This window comes from Caulobacter sp. 17J65-9 (genome assembly GCF_010975005.1).
Taxonomy (GTDB): Bacteria; Pseudomonadota; Alphaproteobacteria; order Caulobacterales; family Caulobacteraceae; genus 17J80-11.
Map to the genome: position 1 here is coordinate 19,480 of NZ_JAAIVC010000010.1, position 19,500 is coordinate 38,979.

17 protein-coding genes are annotated in these 19,500 nt (G+C 70.6%); 11 read left to right on the plus strand and 6 right to left on the minus strand.

The genetic code is table 11. The annotated features are described in order from the left end of the window. Positions 1-3: 3 nt before the first annotated feature. Positions 4-735 carry a metallophosphoesterase gene (locus G3573_RS03330; RefSeq protein ID WP_163259431.1) on the minus strand — a complete coding sequence of 244 codons (732 nt, stop codon included), beginning with the start codon at positions 733-735 and terminating at the stop codon, positions 4-6. Further along, the gene (locus G3573_RS03335) at positions 719-1,504 is read right to left on the minus strand and encodes a nucleotidyltransferase family protein (protein ID WP_163259432.1); all 786 of its coding nucleotides are present in this window, start codon (positions 1,502-1,504) and stop codon (positions 719-721) included. Before G3573_RS03335 ends, G3573_RS03330 begins: the two co-directional genes overlap by 17 nt. A 112-nt stretch (positions 1,505-1,616) precedes the next feature. Between G3573_RS03335 and G3573_RS03340 the strand changes: the two genes are divergently transcribed. Continuing rightward, entirely contained in the window at positions 1,617-3,371 is a 1,755-nt protein-coding gene (locus G3573_RS03340) for a DUF4153 domain-containing protein (protein ID WP_163259433.1), read from the plus strand. Between the two features lie 22 nt (positions 3,372-3,393). Here the strand turns inward: G3573_RS03340 and G3573_RS03345 are convergent, their stop codons facing one another. Beyond that, positions 3,394-3,762 (minus strand): VOC family protein, encoded by a 369-nt coding sequence (locus G3573_RS03345; protein ID WP_163259434.1) that lies wholly within the window; start codon positions 3,760-3,762, stop codon positions 3,394-3,396. A gap of 119 nt (positions 3,763-3,881) precedes the next feature. On the opposite strand from G3573_RS03345, the gene G3573_RS03350 reads away from it, so the two are divergent. Further along, positions 3,882-4,337, plus strand: coding sequence for an Lrp/AsnC family transcriptional regulator (locus G3573_RS03350; protein WP_163259435.1), 456 nt, complete (start codon positions 3,882-3,884; stop codon positions 4,335-4,337). A gap of 6 nt (positions 4,338-4,343) precedes the next feature. Here G3573_RS03350 and G3573_RS03355 read toward each other — a convergent pair whose 3' ends face one another. After that, positions 4,344-5,150 carry an RNA methyltransferase gene (locus G3573_RS03355; protein ID WP_163259436.1) on the minus strand — a complete coding sequence of 269 codons (807 nt, stop codon included), beginning with the start codon at positions 5,148-5,150 and terminating at the stop codon, positions 4,344-4,346. 109 nt (positions 5,151-5,259) lie between these two features. Here G3573_RS03355 and G3573_RS03360 point away from each other — a divergent pair, with 109 nt between their 5' ends. Further along, positions 5,260-8,850 (plus strand): hydantoinase B/oxoprolinase family protein, encoded by a 3,591-nt coding sequence (locus G3573_RS03360; protein ID WP_163259437.1) that lies wholly within the window; start codon positions 5,260-5,262, stop codon positions 8,848-8,850. Between the two features lie 117 nt (positions 8,851-8,967). On the opposite strand, the gene G3573_RS03365 is transcribed toward G3573_RS03360, so the two are convergent. Continuing rightward, a complete protein-coding gene (locus G3573_RS03365; protein ID WP_163259438.1) occupies positions 8,968-9,720 on the minus strand; it encodes an SDR family oxidoreductase in 753 nt (250 codons plus the stop codon). Positions 9,721-9,809: 89 nt separating this feature from the next. Between G3573_RS03365 and G3573_RS03370 the strand changes: the two genes are divergently transcribed. The 6 genes from G3573_RS03370 (at position 9,810) to G3573_RS03395 (ending at position 14,676) form a co-directional block, all read left to right on the plus strand. Next, positions 9,810-10,553, plus strand: a complete 744-nt coding sequence (locus G3573_RS03370; protein ID WP_163259439.1) for a DUF969 domain-containing protein — start codon at positions 9,810-9,812, stop codon at positions 10,551-10,553. After that, complete coding sequence (locus G3573_RS03375; RefSeq protein WP_163259440.1) at positions 10,550-11,515, plus strand: DUF979 domain-containing protein; 966 nt, start codon at positions 10,550-10,552, stop codon at positions 11,513-11,515. Before G3573_RS03370 ends, G3573_RS03375 begins: the two co-directional genes overlap by 4 nt. Next, positions 11,512-12,516: a DUF2891 domain-containing protein gene (locus tag G3573_RS03380; RefSeq protein ID WP_163259441.1), complete on the plus strand. Its 1,005-nt coding sequence runs from the start codon at positions 11,512-11,514 to the stop codon at positions 12,514-12,516. Before G3573_RS03375 ends, G3573_RS03380 begins: the two co-directional genes overlap by 4 nt. Before the next feature lie 73 nt (positions 12,517-12,589). After that, complete coding sequence (locus G3573_RS03385) at positions 12,590-13,165, plus strand: LemA family protein (RefSeq protein ID WP_163259442.1); 576 nt, start codon at positions 12,590-12,592, stop codon at positions 13,163-13,165. Between the two features lie 4 nt (positions 13,166-13,169). Next, the gene (locus tag G3573_RS03390; protein ID WP_163259443.1) at positions 13,170-14,198 is read left to right on the plus strand and encodes a M48 family metallopeptidase; all 1,029 of its coding nucleotides are present in this window, start codon (positions 13,170-13,172) and stop codon (positions 14,196-14,198) included. A gap of 19 nt (positions 14,199-14,217) precedes the next feature. Further along, positions 14,218-14,676, plus strand: coding sequence for a hypothetical protein (locus G3573_RS03395; protein WP_163259444.1), 459 nt, complete (start codon positions 14,218-14,220; stop codon positions 14,674-14,676). A gap of 39 nt (positions 14,677-14,715) precedes the next feature. Here the strand turns inward: G3573_RS03395 and G3573_RS03400 are convergent, their stop codons facing one another. Then, positions 14,716-16,266: an alpha/beta fold hydrolase gene (locus G3573_RS03400; RefSeq protein WP_163259445.1), complete on the minus strand. Its 1,551-nt coding sequence runs from the start codon at positions 16,264-16,266 to the stop codon at positions 14,716-14,718. A gap of 144 nt (positions 16,267-16,410) precedes the next feature. On the opposite strand from G3573_RS03400, the gene G3573_RS03405 reads away from it, so the two are divergent. Then, positions 16,411-17,016: a hypothetical protein gene (locus G3573_RS03405; RefSeq protein WP_163259446.1), complete on the plus strand. Its 606-nt coding sequence runs from the start codon at positions 16,411-16,413 to the stop codon at positions 17,014-17,016. Between the two features lie 195 nt (positions 17,017-17,211). Next, on the plus strand, positions 17,212-19,497 hold the full coding sequence (locus G3573_RS03410) for a TonB-dependent receptor (RefSeq protein ID WP_163259447.1): 2,286 nt from the start codon (positions 17,212-17,214) through the stop codon (positions 19,495-19,497). The last annotated feature ends 3 nt before the right edge of the window (positions 19,498-19,500 follow it).

A 19,500-nucleotide genomic window follows, 5' to 3' on the forward strand; every position in this document is an offset into this window, starting at 1 on the left:
GCCTCACAGCTCCAGCAGCGCGTACGGCCGGCCGCACTCGGCCTGCACCACGAACCTGGCGACGTTGTAGACCGGCACGCCCTTGGGCGTGCGGCCGAAGTAGGTCCCGCGGTGGGCGTGGCCGTGGACGGCGCAGCGGATCTCGTCGAACCGGTCGATCGGCTCGGCCAGGCGCGAGCAGCCCAGGAACGGGAAGATCTCCACCGGCTCGCCGACCAGGGTCTCGGGGATGGGCGAATAGTGCATCACCGCCATGGCCCGCTCGACGCGCAGGGTGCGGATGGCGGTCTCCAGCTTGAGCGCCTCGTTGACGCTCTCCTGCACGAAGGCGCTCATCGCCGGCTCGCCGAAGGCCGAGAGCATGAAACGGCCGTAGCCGCCGACAAAGCCCTTCACCCCGGCGAAGCCGACGCCGTGGATCTCCACCGCCTCGCCGTCCAGCACGTGCACGCCGACCGAGTGCAGGATGCGGCGCACCTCGTCGGGCTGGCGGGCCTCGTAGTCGTGGTTGCCGAGCACGGCGACCACCGGAATGGTGCAGGCCTTCAGGTCGTCGGCCAGGATCTCGACCTCGACCGTGCGGCCGAAGTTGGTCAGGTCGCCGCACAGCACCAGCACGTGGGCGCGCTGATTGATCTCGGTGAACAGGTCCCGGTAGGGCTGCTGGTGGTCCTCCCCCACGTGCAGGTCGCCGATGGCGGCGACCACGACGGTCCCGTCAGGCGATGGGTTCATGACGCTCCTCCAGGCCCTTGCCGACCACGTCGGCGAAGCCGAACTCGGTGATGTCGATGACGTAGTCGCGGGGCGAGAACAGGCGGCCGCGGCAGACCTTCACGTTGGCCGGCGGCAGGTGCAGCTGGGCCTGGAGCCGCCCGATCAGCTCCTCCATCAGCCATTTGGGCACTGACGACCGCTCGGTCGGATAGGCGAAGCGGAAGTTCAGGAGGTGGACCAGCAGCACCTCCCAGTAGGGTTCCAGGTAGGCCAGCAGCCGCTCCCAGTCGATCTCGTCGTGCTTCTTGAGGATCACGTGGGCGATGTCGGCGCCGTCGTAGCGATAGCGGTCCTGGATGAAGACCTTCGACCAGATCAGCTCGGTCGGCGGGGTGATCCTCACGTCCGTACCGTAGACGCAGATGGTGTGGGTGCCCCGAAACCAGTCGTCGTTCACCGGCACCGTCGCGTTCGACATGTTGTAGATCACGTCGAAGAAGTGGTCGTCCTGCCAGACCTTGGCGATCCAGCGCTCGTCCTCGACCTCGGTGCGGTAGCCGCGCTCCTGGAAGTACGAGAGGATCTTCGGGTAGTCGCCGGCCTTGCAGAACACGTCCAGGTCCTTGGTCGGCCGCACGATCCCGGTGTAGGCGCTGACCGCATAGGTGCCCGACAGCAGGAACGGGATGCCGGATTCGACCAGCAGCCTCAGGCTCTCGGTGTAGAAGGCCTCGACCTCGGGATGGGGTTCGAGCTCGTTGGGCGTGTGGGCCGCGGTGTCTGGCATCAGCCGGAAACAGCGTCGCGCGGACCCGGTTCCGCTCGGAGAACGGCGCTTCCCAAAAGCGTCGCCTTGAGTCCCTATGCGAGCGAACGATCCGGCCCGGGGGAACGGCGCGATGGACACGGGGACTGACAAGGCGGGCTGGTCGGGCGCCGGATGGGCGCGCCTGGCGATCGGCCTGATCCAGGGCGTGGTGCTTTACGGCCTGCACCAGGCCATGCAGGCCAAGGCCTGGCCGGCGACCGAGCCGGCCCTGTTCGAGGCGCTGGTCTGCGCCTGGGCCTTCACGCCGATCGTGCTGCTGGGCGGACTGGGCGACATGCGCCGGGTGACGCTGGCGGTCTGGGCGGTGGTCGCGACCGCGCTGTCAGTGGTCATGGCCATGCACTACGTGCTGCGCGAGGGGACCGGGACGGGCGTCCAGTACCCGCACGGCGGGGCTGGCCTGTTCGCCGCCGCGGTGATCTTCATCGGCCACCATCTGGTCCAGGGCGCGGACACCGCGCGCCGGCCGATCGCGCCCTATCCGGTCTATTTCGACGCCGCCTGGAAGCACGGGGTGCAGCTGGCCCTGGCGGGGGCCTTCACCGGCGTGTTCTGGCTGGTGCTGCTGCTGGGCGCGGCCCTGTTCAAGCTGATCGGCCTCGACTTCCTTGAAAAGCTGATCCGCGAGGAGTGGTTCGCCGTGCCGGGCACGACGGTGGCTTTCGCCGCGGCCGTGCATCTGACCGACGTGAAGGCCGGGGTGATCCGCGGGGTGCGCACCGTGGCGCTGACCCTGCTCTCCTGGCTGATGCCTTTGATGGGGCTGATCGCGGTCGGCTTCTTGGCCGCCCTGCCGTTCACCGGCCTGAAGCTGCTGTGGGCCACCGGCCACGCCGCCGCCTTGGTGCTGGCCGCCGCAGCGGTGCTGATCATCCTGCTCAACGCCGCCTACCAGGACGGCGAGGACGCGAAGACGCCGACGGTGCTGAAGTGGGCCGGGCGGGTCACCGCGCTCGCCGTCGCCCCGCTGGTAGCCATCGCCGCCTACGGCGTGTGGCTGCGCGTCGGCCAGTACGGCCTGACCCCCGAACGGGTGATCGCCTCCGCCTGCGCTCTGGTCGGGGCCTGCTACGCCGTGGGCTACGCCATCGCCGCGCTGAAGCCGGGCGCCTGGCTGAAGCCGCTGGAGGCCACCAACGTCGCCACCGCCTTCGTGGCGATCGGCGTGCTGATCGCCCTGTTCACCCCGCTGGCCGATCCGGCGCGCATCGCGGTGGCCGACCAGGTGCGCCGCCTGGAGGCCGGGAAGATCGCGCCCGACAAGTTCGACTTCGGCTTCCTGCGCTTCGACGGCGCCAAGTGGGGTCGCGCCGAGCTGGAGCGTCTGAAGGCCCACGCCACCGGGCCGAATGCCAAGGTCATCTCCGAAAAGGCGGCCGAGGCGCTGAAGCTGGAATACCGCTACCAGCGCGACGAGCAGCGTCCGCGGTTCGACGCCGCCCGGATCACCGTCTGGCCGAAGGGCCGGACCCTGCCGGAGAGCTTCGTGAAGCAGGCCTGGGACGCCGGCGACGGCTGGTCGCCCTGCATCCAGGGCGGCGACCGGAGCTGCGACGCCTTCTTCGCCGACCTCGACGCCGACGGGACCGAGGAGGTCCTGCTCAGCCCCGGCTACCAGCTGAACGTCTATCGCCTGACCGACGGCCGCTGGAAAAAGGCCGGCGACCTGAACGCCGGCGGCTGCTCGGGCGTGCTCGAGGCCCTGAAGGCCGGCCAGTTCAAGGCGACCGAGCCGAAATGGAAGGACCTGGAGGTCAACGGCCAGCACCTGCGCCTGCAGGCCGACGGCTGCGAGCCGATGCCGGAGGTGAAGACGGCGAAGTGAGAGCGGGCCGCCGCCCTGGCCGTCACTCCGGGGCGTGGCAGACGAACTCCACCAGCCGCCCGTCGGGGTCGCGCAGGAAGCTGGCGTAATAGTGGGCGTGCACCTGGGGCATCAGGGCGGCGGGGCGGTCGAGCTTCCCGCCGGGCGCGTCACGCCCCGCCTCGAAGCAGGCGCCCACCAGGGCCCGGGTCGGAGCGGCGAAGGCGTAATGCGCCTTCTCGGCCGTGGCCGCGCCGTGGACCAGGAAGAAGTCGAGGCCGTGGTCGTCGCCGAACCCCTTCTTGATCTCCTCGTCCACCTTCAGGCTGTAGCCCAGCGGCGCGAGCACCCGGGCGTAAAAGGCGGTCGCGAGATCGAGCTGTTGGGTGCGCAATTCAAGATGGTCGAGCATGACCGCGTTCCACGCTGGCTGTCGGGAGGAAGCGGCACCATATCGGCGCCGTCGTGCGGAAGGGGCGCAAACTCAGGCCCGTGCTTGCGCGAAATCGTCATGGAGGCGAGGGGGAGCCGATGATCGACAGCTTCGACGCGCGCCTGCTGGCTGCGCTGCAGGCGGACAACCAGCAGACCGGGGCCGAGCTGGCGGACCAGGTGGGGCTCTCGTCGGCCGCCTGCCTGCGCCGCGCCCAGCGGTTGCGGGAGCAGGGGGTGATCACCGCCGACGTGGCGTTGGTCGCGCCGGAGAAGGTCGGACGCGGCCTGACCATGATCGTGCTGGTGGAGCTGGAGCGCGAGCAGGCGGAGCGGGTCGAGGCCTTCAAGGCCGCGATGGCCGCCGCGCCCGAGGTCATGCAGTGCTGGTACGTGACCGGGCGGGCCGACTTCGTCCTGACCCTGACCGTGCGCGACATGGCCGACTATCAGGCGTTCACGGCGAGGTTCTTCGACGATCCCAACATCCGGGGTTTTGAGACCCTGGTCGCCATGGACCGCGTCAAGTTCGGCGGCGCCGTGCCGGTCGGCTAGCCCCGCTCAGCCTTCCGCCGCGAACGCCAGGTGGTGCAGCACTACCGCGCTGGTCGCCGCCACGTTCAGCGAGTCGAACCCGCCGGCCATGGGAATGCGCACCGAGCGCGTGCGGGCCAGCACCTCGGCCGGCAGGCCGGGGCCTTCCGTGCCGAACAGGGCCGCGACCTTGGCCGGCCGGCGCAACTGCGACAGCACGGTCTCGCCCGACGGGCTGAGCGCGATGGTCTCGAAGCCGTGGGCGGCGAGCAGGGCGACTGGATCGACGCCGGGCGCAAGCCGGGTCCACGGGACCAGCAGGGTGGCGCCGACCGAAACCCGGATCGCCTTGCGGTACAGCGGATCGCAGCTGGTCGCGTCCAGCAGCACCGCATCGGCGCCGAAGGCGGCGGCGTTGCGGAACACGCCCCCGACATTGTCGTGGTTGGCCAGGCCGCACAGCACCACCACCGTCGCCCGCGCGGGCAGACCGGCCAGCAGGTCGTCCGGCGAGGGCGGGGGCGCCCGTTCGCCCACCGCCAGGATGCCGCGGTGCAGGTGGAAGCCGGCGACGGCGTCCAGCACCGGCTGGGCGGCGACATAGACCGGGACCTCGTCGGGCAGCTCGGCCAGCAAGGGCTCCAGCCTGGCGCGGCGCTTCTCGGCGATCAGCACCGAGGCCGGCCGGTGCGTAGACAGCCGGATCAGCTTTTCCAGCACCACCTCGCCTTCGGCCATGAAGCCGTCGCGGCCCGCCAGGTCGCGCTCGCGCACCTCGCGGTACGGAACTGCGCGCGCATCGTCGGGGTCGGTGAGGGGGACGTAGGTGGGCAAGCGGGCCTCGCGGATCGGCGACCGCTACGTTTCCGGCCGCTTCGGCGCAAGCCCGGTTGTCCTGCGGCCCGTCGCAGGGTTTGATCCGCGCCCTTCGTCGCAGCCGGGAGTGAAGTCGGTGGCCTGGGAGTTCTGGATCGACCGTGGCGGCACCTTCACCGACGTGGTGGCGCGCGCCCCCGACGGCTCGCTGACCACCCGCAAGTTCCTGTCCGAGAACCCCGGCCGATACCGCGACGCGGCGGTGGCCGCCATTCGCGATGTGCTGGGCGACAGCGGCGACGCCATCGCCGCGGTGAAGATGGGCACGACCGTCGCCACCAACGCCTTGCTGGAGCGCAAGGGCGAGCCGACCGTGCTGGTCACCACCCGGGGCTTCGCCGATGCGTTGAGGATCGGCTGGCAGAGCCGCCCGGAGCTGTTCGCTCGCAACATCGTCCTGCCCGACCTGCTCTATTCCGAGGTGGTCGAGGTCGACGAGCGGGTCACCGCCGACGGCGAGGTTCTGGCCCCGCTGGACGAAGCCGCCGCCCGCGCCGCCCTGACCGCGACCCACGCCAAGGGCTTCCGCGCCGCGGCTGTCGTGCTGATGCACGGCTGGCGCTTCCACGACCACGAGGCCCGCCTGGCCGAGATCGCCCGCGAGGTCGGCTTCGAGCAGGTCTCGGTCAGTCACGAGGTGGCCGCCCTGATCAAGCTGGTCGGCCGCGGCGACACCACGGTGGCCGACGCCTACCTGTCGCCGGAGCTGCGCCGCTATGTCGACCAGGTGGGCGACGAGCTGGGCCGCGAGGTGCGCCTGCTGTTCATGCAGTCCAACGGCGGCCTGGCCGAGGCGCGCAGCTTCCGCGGCAAGGACGCGGTGCTGTCGGGCCCCGCCGGCGGCATCGTCGGCATGGCCGCCACCGCCGAGCAGGCCGGGTTCGAACGGGTGATCGGCTTCGACATGGGCGGCACCTCCACCGACGTGTCGCACTACGCCGGCGAGTACGAGCGCGCCTACGAGACCACGGTGGCCGGGGTGCGCCTGCGCGCGCCCATGCTGCACATCCACACGGTGGCGGCCGGCGGCGGCTCGATCTGCAGTTTCGACGGCGCGCGCTTCCGGGTCGGGCCGGAGTCGGCCGGGGCCGTGCCGGGGCCGGCCTCCTACCGCCGCGGCGGGCCGCTGACCGTCACCGACTGCAACGTCATGCTGGGCAAGGTTCAGCCGGCCTTCTTCCCGCACGTGTTCGGCGAGGGCGGCGACCAGCCTCTTGACCGCGATGTCGTGGAGCGGAAGTTCGCCGAGCTGGCGGCCGACGTTTCGAAGGCGACCGGGCGCGAGGTCACGGGCGCCGAGGTCGCCGACGGCTTCCTCACCGTCGCCGTCCACAACATGGCCGAGGCCATCAAGAAGATCTCGGTCCAGCGCGGCTACGACGTCAGCCGCTACGTGCTGGCCTGCTTCGGCGGCGCCGGCGGCCAGCACGCCTGCCTGGTCGCCGACGCGCTGGGCATGACCAAGGTGATGATCCATCCGCTGGCCGGGGTGCTGTCGGCCTACGGCATGGGCCTGGCGGCGCTGCGGGTCCTGCGCGAGGCCACGGTCGAGGCGCCGCTGGAGACGGCCGGCGAACTCGCCGCCCAGGTCGAAGCCCTGGGCGAGGCCGCCCGCGCCGCCCTGGTCGGCCAGGGCGTGCCGCTGCGCTCCACCGAGGTGCTGACCCGCGCCCAGGTGAAGTACGCCGGCACCGACTCGGCCCTGACCGTGCCGTTCGGCTCGGCCGACGAGCTGAAGGCCGCCTTCGAGGACGCCCACCGCCGCCGCTTCGGCTTCGTCGCGCCGGAAAAGGCGCTCATCGTCGAGCAGGTCTCGGCCGAAGCGGTCGGCCAGCCCCAGGGCGGCGGCGTGCCGGCGGCCGAGGTTTCCGGGACCGGCCACGACCCGATCGCGCGGGTGGACGTGCGTATGGCGGGCGTCCACCACGACACCCCCGTCTACGACCGCGAGACCCTGGCCGTGGGCGTCGAGATCAACGGCCCCGCCATCGTGCGCGAACCGACCGCCACCACCGTGGTCGAGCCCGGCTGGCGCGCCACGGTCGATGCGCACGCCAACCTGATCCTGGAACGGACCGTGCCGCTGGCCGGGACCAAGGCGGTCGGCACCGACGTTGATCCGGTCATGCTGGAGGTGTTCAACAGCCGCTTCATGGCGGTGGCCGAGCAGATGGGCTTCGCCCTTCAGAACACCGCCTACTCGGTCAACATCAAGGAGCGCCTGGACTTCTCCTGCGCTCTGTTCGACGCGACCGGGGCCCTGATCGCCAACGCCCCGCACATCCCGGTGCACCTGGGCTCGATGGGCGAGAGCGTGCGCACCATCCTGCGTTCGCGGGGCGAGGCGCGCGACGGCCGCGGCCTGAAGCCCGGCGACGTCTACATGCTGAACGCCCCCTACAACGGCGGCACCCACCTGCCGGACGTCACCGTGATCACCCCGGTGTTCATGCAAGGCGACGCGGAGCCTGCCTTCTTCGTCGCCGCCCGCGGCCACCACGCTGACATCGGCGGCGTCACGCCGGGCTCCATGCCGCCCATGAGCCGCACGGTGGAGGAGGAGGGCGTGCTGATCGACGACTTCCTGCTGATCGACCAGGGACGGCTGTGCGAAGTCGAGACCCGCGCGCTGTTGGGCTCCGGCCGCTGGCCGTCGCGCAATCCGGACCAGAACCTCGCCGATCTGAAGGCCCAGGTCGCCGCCTGCGCCAAGGGGGCGGAGGAGCTCAAGGCCATGGTCGCCCAGTTCGGCCGGCCGGTGGTCGACGCCTACATGGGCCATGTCCAGGCCAACGCCGAGGAGTCCGTGCGCCGGGTGCTGGACGTGCTGCACGACGGCGCGTTCGCGGTCGAGATGGACGACGGCGCGACGATCCGGGTGCGGATCACCGTGGACAAGGCCGCGCGCCACGCCACGGTGGATTTCAACGGCACCAGCGCCCAGCTGGACGGCAACTTCAACGCGCCCCTGTCGATCACCCGCGCGGCGGTGCTCTACGTCTTCCGCACCCTGATTGACGACGCCATCCCGCTGAACGAGGGCTGCCTGAAGCCGATCGACCTGATCGTGCCGGAGGGCTGCATGCTGAATCCGCGCTATCCGGCGGCGGTGGTGGCCGGCAACGTCGAGACCAGCCAGGCGGTGTGCGACGTGCTCTACGGCGCGCTGGGCGTGCTGGCCGCCGCCCAGGGCACGATGAACAACTTCACCTTCGGCGACGACCGGCGGCAGTACTACGAGACCATCTGCGGCGGCTCGGGCGCGGGCCCGGACTTCGACGGCGCCTCGGCCGTGCAGACCCACATGACCAACTCGCGCCTGACCGACCCGGAGGTGCTGGAGACCCGCTTCCCCGTGCTGGTCGACGCCTTCTCGATCCGCCGGGGCTCCGGCGGCGCGGGCGCCCACCGCGGCGGCGACGGGGTGGTGCGCAAGATCCGCTTCCTGGAGCCGATGACGGCGGGGATCCTCTCCAACCGCCGCCGCGTGCCGCCGTTCGGCCTGAAGGGCGGCGAACCGGCGGCGGTCGGCGTGAACCGGGTGGAGCGCGCGGACGGGACGGTCGAGAAGCTGGCCGGCACCGCGGCGGTCGAGATGGCCCCCGGCGACGTGTTCGTGATCGAGACGCCCGGCGGCGGCGGGTATGGGAAGTCCTGAACCCTCTCCCCCGCGCTTGCGGGGGGGAGGGCAGGGTGAGGGGGACCTTTCCGCCGCACGACGGCTGACGTCGAGTTTCCTGCCCTCTCCCGCCCAGGCGGGAGAGGGTTCATCTCGTCACCTCACATACGACGCCGCGTTGATGTCGATGGTCGTGCCGGTCGCGTGGTCGGCCAGGCCGCTGGCCAGGAACACCACGGTGGGCGCGACGTCCTCCGGCTCGGTCAGGCGGGCCAGCGCGATGTCGTTGACCGCGTAGTCCTCGCCGTACTGGTCGATGAAGTCCTGGGCCATCTCGGTGCGGGTGAAGCCCGGCGCGACCACGAAGGCGGTCACCCCGGCCTTGCCGAAGCCGCGCGCGATCGAGCGGGTCAGGGCCACCATCCCGCCCTTCGAGGCTGCATAGGCCAGGTAGTCGGGGGTGTCGCCGCGGAAGGCCGCGCGCGAGGCGATGTTGACGATGCGGCCGCCGCCGTGGGCCTGGAAGTGCGCCACCGCCGAGCGGCAGAGCAGGCCCGCGGCGGTCAGGTTCACGGCCATTGTCCGCTCCCAGTCCGCCAGCCAGGTCTCGCTGTCCACCGGCGAGCCGATCGCCACGCCGGCGTTGTTGACCAGCACGTCCACCCGCCCGAACCGGTCGGTCACCTCTTTCCATAGCCGCGTGCAGGCGGCCGGATCGGCCAGGTCCGCGCCGAACGGCTCGGCGCCGCCGCCGAGCTCGGCCGCCAGCGCTTCCGCCTCGGCCCGCTTCCTCGCGTAGTGCACCGCCACGCGCGCGCCCGAGGCGGCCATGGCCCGGGCGATCGCAGCCCCGATGCCGCGGCTGGCGCCGGTGACCAGCACCGTCTTCGTCGCAAGATTGATCTGCATTGATGGCGTCCCCGCAACCGCGTCGCTTCGAGCCGTAGCGCATTCGCCGAAAGCGCGCGATGGTGCCGCCGTGCACTCAGGGGAGGGCCATGCTGGTTCTGTTGGGAATTGCGGTGGTGGTGGTCGGCTTCGTCGCCCGCCTCAATCCGCTGCTGGTCATCCTGGCCGCCGCCCTGGTGACGGGCGTGGCCGCCGCCTGGGCCCCGGGCGTGAGCGTCCAGGACCTGCTCTTGGCCGCGCAGCACACGGTCGAGGCCTTCGGCAAGGCGTTCAAGGAGAACCGCTTCGTCAGCGTGGTCTGGCTGGTGCTCCCCGTCATCGGCCTCCTGGAGCGCGCCGGCCTGCAGGAGCGCGCCCGCACCCTGGTCTCCAAGGTCGCCGCCGCCACGACGGGCCGCCTGCTGCTGATCTACCTTGTCATCCGCCAGATCGGCGCGGCCGTCGGCCTGAAGGACCTGGGCGGCCACGCCCAGATGGTCCGCCCGCTGGTCGCCCCCATGGCCGAAGGCGCGGCCGAGAACCGCTACGGCGCCCTGCCGGACAAGACGCGCTTCCGCATCCGCAGCTTCGCGGCGGCGACCGACAACATCGGCCTGTTCTTCGGCGAGGACATCTTCATCGCCATCGCCTCGATCCTGCTGATCAAGGGCTTCCTCGAGCAGAACGGCATCTTGGTCGAGCCGCTGCACCTGTCGGTCTGGGCCATCCCGACCGCCATCGCCGCCCTGCTGATCCACGGCTTCCGCCTGGCCATGTTCGACAAGCGCCTTGAGCGTGAGCTGGCCGCCGCGCCGGCCCCGTCGGGCGCGCCGCAGCCGGAGGCCGCGGAATGATTACGCTCGATCACGTCTACGTCCTGGCCGGCGTCATGTTCGCCGCGGTGGCGCTGCTCAGCGTCCGCGACAAGGCCAACCCCAAGCGCATCCGCACCGGTCTGTTCTGGGGCCTGCTGGCGCTGAGCTTCCTGATCGGCGGCCAGCTCTCCGACCTCGGTAACGGCGTGCTGGTCATCGGCCTGGCCCTGCTGGCCGGCTTCGGCGGCCTCGGCAAGGGCGCGCCCGTCACCACCACCCCGGAGGAGCGCCGGGCCAGCGCCGAGAAGCGCGGCGACGGCCTGTTCCTGCCGGCCCTGATCATTCCGGTCACGGCGCTGGCCGGCACCTTCGTGTTCAAGACGTTGGTGGTCGACGGCCACCCGGTGGTCGATCCCAAGCAGGCGACCCTGATCTCGCTGGCGCTGGGCGTGATGCTGGCCCTGTCGGCAGCCATGCTGTGGCTGCGGCCGAAGCCGTCCGCGCCGCTGCAGGAGGGCCGCCGGCTGCTCGACACCATCGGTTGGGCCGCGATCCTGCCGCAGATGCTGGCCTCGCTGGGCGCGGTGTTCGCGCTCAACGGCGTCGGCGACGCGGTCGGCCAGCTGGTCGGGACCTACCTGCCGCTGGACACGCCCATAGCGGCGGTGGCGGCCTATTGCCTGGGCATGGCCCTGTTCACCGTGGTGATGGGCAACGCCTTCGCCGCCTTCCCGGTGATGACCGCCGCGGTGGGCCTGCCGCTGATCGTCGGCAAGTTCGGCGGCGATCCGGCCGTCGTCGGCGCCATCGGCATGCTGTCGGGCTTCTGCGGCACCCTGCTGACGCCCATGGCCGCCAACTTCAACGTGGTGCCGGCCAACCTGCTGGAGCTGCCGGACCGCAACGCCGTGCTGAACGGGGTGATCCGCGCCCAGATCCCGACCGCCCTGCCGCTGCTCGCGGTCAACGTCCTGCTGATGTACCTGCTCGCCTTCCGATGACCCTCGATCTCTCGACCGCCTCGCGGTTCGCCTCCATCGCGCTCGGCCACGTCGTTCGCGAGTACCCGCACAAGCTCGACCACGTCATGGCCGGGCCGCACGACGTGCGCGAGCCGCACGACCTGCACCCGGTGTTCTACGGCAGCTTCGACTGGCACAGCTGCGTGCACGGCTTCTGGCTGCTGATGCGGCTCTACCGCCGCTTCCCGGACCTGCCCGAGGCCAAGCGCATCCGCGACCTCGCCAACGCCCAGTTCACCGCGGAGAAGGTCGCCGTCGAGGTCGCCTACCTGGCCCGGCCCGAGAGCCGCGGCTTCGAGCGCCCGTACGGCTGGGCCTGGCTGCTGATGCTGGCCGCCGAGCTGGAGCGGCACGAGAGCGTCGAAGGCCGCCGCTGGGCGCGGACGCTGAAGCCGCTGGCCCTGGCCTTCGCCGACCGCTTCGTCCAGTTCCTGCCCAAGGCCACCTATCCGGTGCGGGCCGGCACCCATTTCAACACCGCCTTCGCCCTGGCGCTCGCGATCGAATACGCCGACCTGGTCGGCGACGACGGCCTGGGCGCCCTGTGCCGCGAGCGGGCGCTGGTCTGGTACGGCCGCGACGCCGGCTGCCAGGCCTGGGAACCGTCGCAGGACGACTTCCTCTCGCCGGCCCTGGTCGAGGCCGAGTGCATGCGCCGGGTGCTGGACGGGGCCGACTTCCGCGCCTGGTTCGGCCGCTTCCTGCCGCAACTGACCGAGGGCGAGCCCGCGACCCTGTTCCGCCCGGCCGTGGTCAGCGACCGCACCGACGGCAAGATCGCCCACCTGGACGGCCTGAACCTGTCGCGCGCCTGGTGCTGGCGCGGCATCGCCTCGGCCCTGGAGGCCGGCGATCCCGTCCGCGAGATCGCCGCCCGCGCCGCCGAGCTGCACCTGGACGCCAGCCTGCCGCACGTGGCCGGCGACTACATGGGCGAGCACTGGCTGGCGACCTTCGCCCTGCTGGCGCTGGAGGGGTGAGGGCCTAAGGGACGGCGGCTGGCGCTACGGTTGCGCCTCCGATAGCTTGGCTGAATACCAACGGGATTCAGTCATGATTGCGGTCGTCGTCGTTCTCGTCCTCATCGCCCTGGCCGGCTTTATGGTCATGGGCGGCTACAACCGGCTGGTGGCGCTCGACCAGGCCGCCAACCAGGCCTTCGCCGACATCGACGTGCAGCTGAAGCAGCGCCAGGACCTGATCCCCAACCTGGTCGAAACGGTGAAGGGCTACGCCGCGCACGAGAAGGGCACGTTCGAGGCGGTCACCGCCGCCCGCACCGCCGCCGCCTCGGCGACCAGCGTCGACCAGAAGGTCCAGGCCGAAGGTCTGCTGGGCGCCGCGCTCGGCCGGCTGGTCGCGGTGGCGGAGGCCTATCCGGAGCTCAAGGCGGACCGCAGCTTCGTGCAGCTGCAGGGCGAACTCTCCGACATCGAGAACAAGCTCGCCGCCGCGCGCCGGTTCTTCAACAACGCCGTGTCGGAGTTCAACGCGGTGCGCCGGCAGTTCCCGACCGTGCTGTTCGCGGGGGCGTTCGGCTTCGCCGCCGACCGGGCCTTCTTCGGCGTGGGCGAGACCGAGCGCGCGGCGATGACCGCCGCGGCCCCGCAGGTCAAGTTCGGGACCTGACCGCGTGCAGGCCGTCGGCCTCAAGACCCATATCTGGAACAACAATCTGAAGTCGGTCCTGCTGCTGGCCGGCTTCCCGGTGCTGCTCGTCGCCCTGGTCTGGGCGGTCGAGCTGGGCCTGATCGGGCCGGGCGTGCTGCCCTCGAGCGGCACGATGGAGGGCGACCTCGGGAGCGCGACCGTCCTGCTGCTGGTCACCGCCCCCCTGGCCCTGATCGCCGCGGGCCTCTGGTACGCGATCGCCTTCTACGCCCACCAGGGCATCATCGACGCCGCCACCGGGGCCCGGCGGGTGAGCCGCGCGGAGCAGCCCGAGCTCTACAACCTGCTCGAAAACCTGTGCATTTCGCGCGGGCAGCCCACGCCCGAGCTGCGGCTGGTCAATTCCGACGTGCTGAACGCCTGGGCCAGCGGCCTGTCGGACCGACGCATGGTGATCACCGTCACGCGGGGCCTGGTCGAAACCCTGGACCGCGACGAGCTGGAGTGCGTGCTGGCGCACGAGCTGACCCATGTGATCAACCGCGACGCCCGGCTCTTGGTGGTGGCGGCGATCTTCGCGGGCGTGATCACCCTGCTGGCCCAGTTCATCTATCGCGTGCTGGGCAGCTCTGACGGCCGCACCTTCCGCCGTTCGCGCAGCCGCGACAGCAACGGGAACGGCACGGCCCTGGTGCTGATCGCGCTGGCCGTGGCGGCGGTCGGCTATCTGCTGGCTATCGTGATCCGCTTCGCCATCTCGCGTGGGCGCGAGTACGTCGCCGACGCCGGGGCGGTGGAGCTGACCAAGAACCCCGACGCCATGATCGGCGCTCTGCAGAAGATTTCGGGCCGCTCTCAACTCGACGCGCCCGACGACATCCAGGCCATGTTCATCGACAACCACGAGCAAGGCTTCGCCGGCCTGTTCGACACCCATCCGCCGATCGCCGCCCGGATCGAGGCGCTGGTGCGCTACGCCGGCGGGCGGCCGCCGGAGCTCGACGAGGTCGGAACCGCCGTGCCGGTGTTCGGCCGGCGCGGCGCGGGCTGAGACCCGGAGGACGTACGCCATGCTGAGAACGTTCGTGCGCGGACTTGTCGTCGCCGGCCTGGTCGCGGTGCTGGCGGTCGGCGGCGCGGCCCTGGCGGGCTCGGCGCATCGCTACGACGTCTACATCTTCAGCGCGCCCGGAGGCGGCGACACCTACGCGATCAGCGGGCGTGGCCGGGCCACGGCGGTGGAGGTGCGAGGCTGCACCGCGCGCCCGGTCGCCGATCCGAAGGCCGCCGTGTCGAGATACCGGGCGATGCGTCGCCAAAAGGACGCGCACGTCGTCACCGTGGTCGGCCCGGGCTCTCGCGTGGAGCTGAGCCCCTGCGCGACGCGGGCCGAGGAGCAGGGCCGCGAGGAACCCGCCCTGGTCGTCATCCGGCGCGCCAGCGAAACGCAGGCGCGCAAGATCCTCGACGACATCGACGCGCTCTCGCCCGCCATGCGCGCGGAGATGCGCCAGGCGGTCGAGCTCTGACGGCGGGCTGGCCGGCGGCCAGCCCGCGGAACGGTCAGCCTACTTCTTCGCCGCTTCCTCGACGTGCGGCGCGGTCGAGACCAGCTCCACCTGGAACACCAGAGTGCTGTCGGCCGGGATGTAGGCCTTGCCGGTCGAGCCGTAGGCCAGGTGGGCCGGAATGTAGAGCTCCCACACGTCGCCCGGGCGCATGCGCTGCAGGCTGGCGATCCAGCCGGGGATCAGCTTCTGCAGCGGGAAGGTGGTGGTCTCTTTCCCCTCGCCCGGCGAGGTGTTGAACACCTGGCCGTTCAGGAACCGGCCCAAATAGCGCACGGTGACGTCGTCGCCGCGCTGCGCGCGCGCGCCGTCGGCCGGGCCCGACCTCAGCACCTTGTACTGCAGGCCGGGCAGGCTCACGACGCCGGGCAGGCCGGCGTTGGCGGTCAGGAATTCGCGCTCGCCGGCGGCCTGGTCCCAGACCGGGGCCGGGTCCGCGCCGGGCTCCGAGCGGGCCAGCAGGGCGGCCAGCTCGTCCTTCCAGAACACCGCCCAGGTGTGGGTGCCGTGGCCCTTGCCCTCCGGGCCGGCCGGGATCAGCACGTAGCGGCCGTTCTTGATCCGCCCGGCCTCGCGCTCGGCGATGCCCAGCTCCGGCGGATTGATGAAGTCGTCGGCCGAGTTCACCCAGGTCACCGGCGCGGTGATGGTCTCCAGCTTGGCCGACGGGTCGTAATTGCGCGACGCGTTCAGCTGGTAGAGCAGGTCGTTGGCGTCGAGCCCGCCGATGGCGGCGTTGAAGCGCTCGTCCAGATAGGCGTCGGCCGCGTCGCGGGTCGGCGCGGCGGCCTGCAGCGGGATGGTCGCCGAGCCGGCCAGGATCAGCAGGTCCTGGGCGGTGCGCAGGCCGGCCGTCGGCTGCTGGGTGTAGTCGCCGCCCTTCCAGGCCGGATCCTGGCGGATGGCGTCCATGGCCATCTTCCGCCACAGGCGGTTGCGCCCGGCGATCTGGGTCGGCTGGCAGGCCAGCGGCATCAGGGCGTCGGAGAAGGTCGGATAGGTCTCGGCCCAGACGAAGGCGTGCATGCAGCCCATCGAGGTGCCGGCCAGAAGGCGCAGCTTGTCCACGCCCAGGCCCTTGGTCAGCAGGGCGTGCTGGGCGGCGACCATGTCGTCGTAGTCGTAGGACGGGAAGCGCGCGTGCAGGCCGTCGCTGGGCTTGGACGACTTCCCGTGGCCGATGCCGTCGGGGAGGATGATGTAGTACTTGGCCGGGTCCAGCAGGCCGCCCGGCGTGAACAGCACGTCCCTGAACTGGGGCCGCAGGAACTGCTGGCCGGTGCCGCCGGTGCCGTGCAGCACCATCACCGCGTTGACGATCCGGCCGCTCTTGTCCCGCTTGGGCTGGCCCAGGGTGGTGTAGTGCAGCTTGAGCTCCGGCAGGGTCTCGCCCGAGGCGAAGCGGAAGTCGCGCACGACGAAGTCGTGCTCCTCCGGTTGCGGCGTCTGCGTCGGGGCCTTCGCCTGGGTCGGGGCCTTGGTTTGGGCGGCCGCCGCGCCGGCGCCGCAGATCATGGCCAGCGCGATCGCCGCCCCGGTGAGAATGCGCATTAGTTGGGTTCCCCGCTATCGCCCCCATCTTATCCACGGCTGCGCCCGCTCCGGAAGCGGGCGGCGCGCAGGATTCCTCCGTATGCGGCCGGACGGCCTTAAACACGCCCCGATCATGCGTACGGGTGCTTCGGGGGAGGCGACGTGGGCCAGATCGATCGAGCAGGAAAGCTTAGCGGCGTCGCCGTTCTGACCGCGGTCGCCCTGGCCGCGGCCGGGTCGGCGTGCGCGGACAGCGTCAAGGTCGCCACGCCCTCGGCCAGCGTCTCGGCCCGCGACGGCGCGCTCGAATCCTACGCCCTCGGATTATCCGGCGACTGGTGGATGGCCGGCCGGTCAGGCGGCTTCGCCTCCGGGGTGGAAGGCCAGGACCTGCGCGATCCGGCGGTCTGGACCCGGTTGCGCAGCGGTACGGCCGAGGGCGGCGTCCGCTGGTCGGGCGACCAGCCGCAGGTCGACCTGGGGTTCAGCTGGCGCGCGCCGGTCGGCATGCTGCCCAGGCGCGACTTCGTCAGTCTGTCGCCGACGGTGGACTGGACGCCGCAGGGCGAGGCGCTGGCCCTGCGCTCGGAACTCGGCGTCGCGCATCTGCCGAGGACGGACTTCAGCCTGCAGCAGGGCCGCGACGGCGGCCGACGCGCCGCCATGGGCGTGACGGCGCGTGTCGCCCGCGACTTCGGCGTGCGGGTGGAAGCGGCCGCCGATCAGGACGGCCGCGCCTCCGAAGTCCGGCTCCGCTTCGTGCGCTGAACCGCGTCTGCGGGGCGGGCGTCGGCCCGTGACGGTCCATTTTCCCTTGTCTGCTCTCGATTTGCGGCGGCGGCGCCCTGTGGATCAAAACATTCACACGCGCGATAGTGAGTGTTGACAGGTCCAGCTTTGCAGTTGCATCGTGAGCGTGACAGCCCGGCGTAAAAAAAGATCGGCGCTGCAAGGGGGGACAATATGAAGAGCGTTCTACTCGCGACCGCGTGCGCCGCCGCCTTGGCCTTCGCCTCGCCCGCGTTTTCCCAGAGCACGCCGGCGGCGGACGCTCCGACCACGGACAAGGCCACTGACAAGGCCGACGGCGCCAGCGACGTCGGCGAGGTGATCGTCACCGCCACCCGTCGCAACGAGCGCCTGCAGGACGTGCCGCTCAGCGTCACGGCCTTCTCGCAGAAGGAGCTGACCGCCAAGGGCATCGTCGGCTACGAGGGCCTGGCGCGGGAAACCCCGGGCGTGGTGCTGAACCGCGCCAGCGCCAACTTCAACAATTTCACCGCGCGCGGCATCGCCACCAACGGCTACGGCGCGAACCTGCAGAGCACGGTCGCCGTCTACATCGACGAGCTGCCGATCTCGACCATCGGCAACACCACCGTCCTCGATCCCAACCTGTACGACGTCGAGCGGGTGGAATTCCTGCGCGGTCCGCAGGGCACGCTGTTCGGCTCGGGCTCGCTGTCGGGCGCCCTGCGCATCCTGACCAAGAAGCCCGACCTCGACGAGTTCGACGCGAGCATGCTGGTCGACCTCGGCCTGGTCGGCGAGGATTCGTCGCTGCGCCAGCGCTACAACGCCATGGTCAACGTGCCGATCGTCGACGACAAGCTGGCCCTGCGGGTGGTCGGCTTCTACCGCGACGAGGAAGGCTACATCGACAACCTCGGCACCGGCATCAAGAACTCGAACACGCTGAAGGACTGGGGCTACCGGGCGAACCTGCTGTGGCAACCGACTGATCGCCTGTCGATCAAGTTCCTGGCCTCCTATGAGAACAGCAATCCGGAGGACGCGTCGCTGGTCAACCCGGCCCTCGGGCTCGACAAGCGGATCTCGGACCGGCCCGACCTCTATGTCGGCGAGCTGACCAGCTACAACGCCACCGTCGACTACCAGTTCAACGGCGCGCACTTCACCAGCTCGACGACCCAGTCGCAGTTCGACCAGAAGTTCTACGTCGACCTGGCCGGCACCTTCGGGGGCGCCATCGCCTTCGGCCTGGACGCCGACGGCTACCAGAACACCTTCGTCGAAGAGATGCGCCTGGCCTCCGACCCGGGCGGCAAGTGGGACTGGGTGCTCGGCGGCTTCTACCTGAAGCGCCGCCACGACGTGGACTACTTCTACCGCTCTACGCCGGAGTATCTGGCGGCGCACGGCATCACCGGCCTGCCGGACGAGTACTACCAGCGCCAGTACATGCACTTTAACTCGCACGAGAAGGCGGTGTTCGGCGAGCTGGCCTATCACTTCAACGACCAGTGGTGGCTGACCGGCGGCCTGCGCTACGGCTCGACCGACGCCCAGGGCTTCACCGAGGGCGGCTACAACAGCTACTACCTGTACTACGCCATCAACCACTTCTCCGGCCCTCTGGCGATCCTGCCGATCGCGCCCGCCGCAGGCGTCGTGGCGAAGGAGAAGGGGCCGTCCTGGAAGCTCAGCCTGTCGTACAAGCCGAGCGCGAACCTGACGACCTACGCGACTGTTTCGACCGGCTTCCGCACTCCGGTGGTCAACGGCCTACGCGGGTCGGTAAGCCTGGTTAATCCGGCCGACATCGTCATTCCCGACGGCGCGTCGTCGGACGACCTGACCAACTACGAGATCGGCGCCAAGGGGCGCTGGTTCGACGGCAAGCTTAGCGGCAGCGTCGCGGCTTACTGGATCGACTGGTCGAACATCCAGGTCCAGGCCAACCGCGTATCCGACTCGGTGCAGTTCGCCACCAACATCGGCGGCGCGGTCAGCAAGGGGCTGGAAGCGGAATTGGTGGCCCGCCCGACGGAGGGCCTGACCCTCGGCCTCAACGGCTCGCTCATCGACGCCAAGGTGACCGATCTGTCGCCGGCCGAGGCGGCCATCTCCGGCGCCGAACTCGGCGTGCGCCTGTCCGCCCCGCGCGTGCAGGGATCGATCTACGCCAACTACAACTGGTTCATCACCCCTCAAGCCGAGGCGAACGCGTCGATCGTGATGTCGCACATCGGCTCGTACCCGGGCAGCTTCCCCAACGTCCCCGGTAACCCCGGGGCGATCAGCCCGACCTACGACTTCACCGACAGCTACAACGTCGTGAACGCGACCTTCGCGGTGGCCTTCGACAAGGCGACGGTGGCCGCCTACGTCGAGAACCTCTTCGACGACCGCTCCATCAGCTACGTCCACCCGGAAGGCTTCGTGTCCAACCTCTACGCCAACGTGCGCCCGCGCACGGTCGGCGTGCGCCTGGGCTACGACTTCTAAGTC

What these genes read in the sequence shown, in the direction of transcription:
- G3573_RS03395 (WP_163259444.1), top strand. Translation starts at nt 14,218, where the DNA reads ATGCTGAGAACGTTCGTGCGCGGACTTGTCGTCGCCGGCCTGGTCGCG.
- G3573_RS03370 (WP_163259439.1), top strand. Translation starts at nt 9,810, where the DNA reads ATGCTGGTTCTGTTGGGAATTGCGGTGGTGGTGGTCGGCTTCGTCGCC.
- G3573_RS03375 (WP_163259440.1), top strand. Translation starts at nt 10,550, where the DNA reads ATGATTACGCTCGATCACGTCTACGTCCTGGCCGGCGTCATGTTCGCC.
- G3573_RS03365 (WP_163259438.1), bottom strand. Translation starts at nt 9,720, where the DNA reads ATGCAGATCAATCTTGCGACGAAGACGGTGCTGGTCACCGGCGCCAGC.
- G3573_RS03410 (WP_163259447.1), top strand. Translation starts at nt 17,212, where the DNA reads ATGAAGAGCGTTCTACTCGCGACCGCGTGCGCCGCCGCCTTGGCCTTC.
- G3573_RS03330 (WP_163259431.1), bottom strand. Translation starts at nt 735, where the DNA reads ATGAACCCATCGCCTGACGGGACCGTCGTGGTCGCCGCCATCGGCGAC.
- G3573_RS03385 (WP_163259442.1), top strand. Translation starts at nt 12,590, where the DNA reads ATGATTGCGGTCGTCGTCGTTCTCGTCCTCATCGCCCTGGCCGGCTTT.
- G3573_RS03380 (WP_163259441.1), top strand. Translation starts at nt 11,512, where the DNA reads ATGACCCTCGATCTCTCGACCGCCTCGCGGTTCGCCTCCATCGCGCTC.
- G3573_RS03345 (WP_163259434.1), bottom strand. Translation starts at nt 3,762, where the DNA reads ATGCTCGACCATCTTGAATTGCGCACCCAACAGCTCGATCTCGCGACC.
- G3573_RS03350 (WP_163259435.1), top strand. Translation starts at nt 3,882, where the DNA reads ATGATCGACAGCTTCGACGCGCGCCTGCTGGCTGCGCTGCAGGCGGAC.
- G3573_RS03340 (WP_163259433.1), top strand. Translation starts at nt 1,617, where the DNA reads ATGGACACGGGGACTGACAAGGCGGGCTGGTCGGGCGCCGGATGGGCG.
- G3573_RS03335 (WP_163259432.1), bottom strand. Translation starts at nt 1,504, where the DNA reads ATGCCAGACACCGCGGCCCACACGCCCAACGAGCTCGAACCCCATCCC.
- G3573_RS03400 (WP_163259445.1), bottom strand. Translation starts at nt 16,266, where the DNA reads ATGCGCATTCTCACCGGGGCGGCGATCGCGCTGGCCATGATCTGCGGC.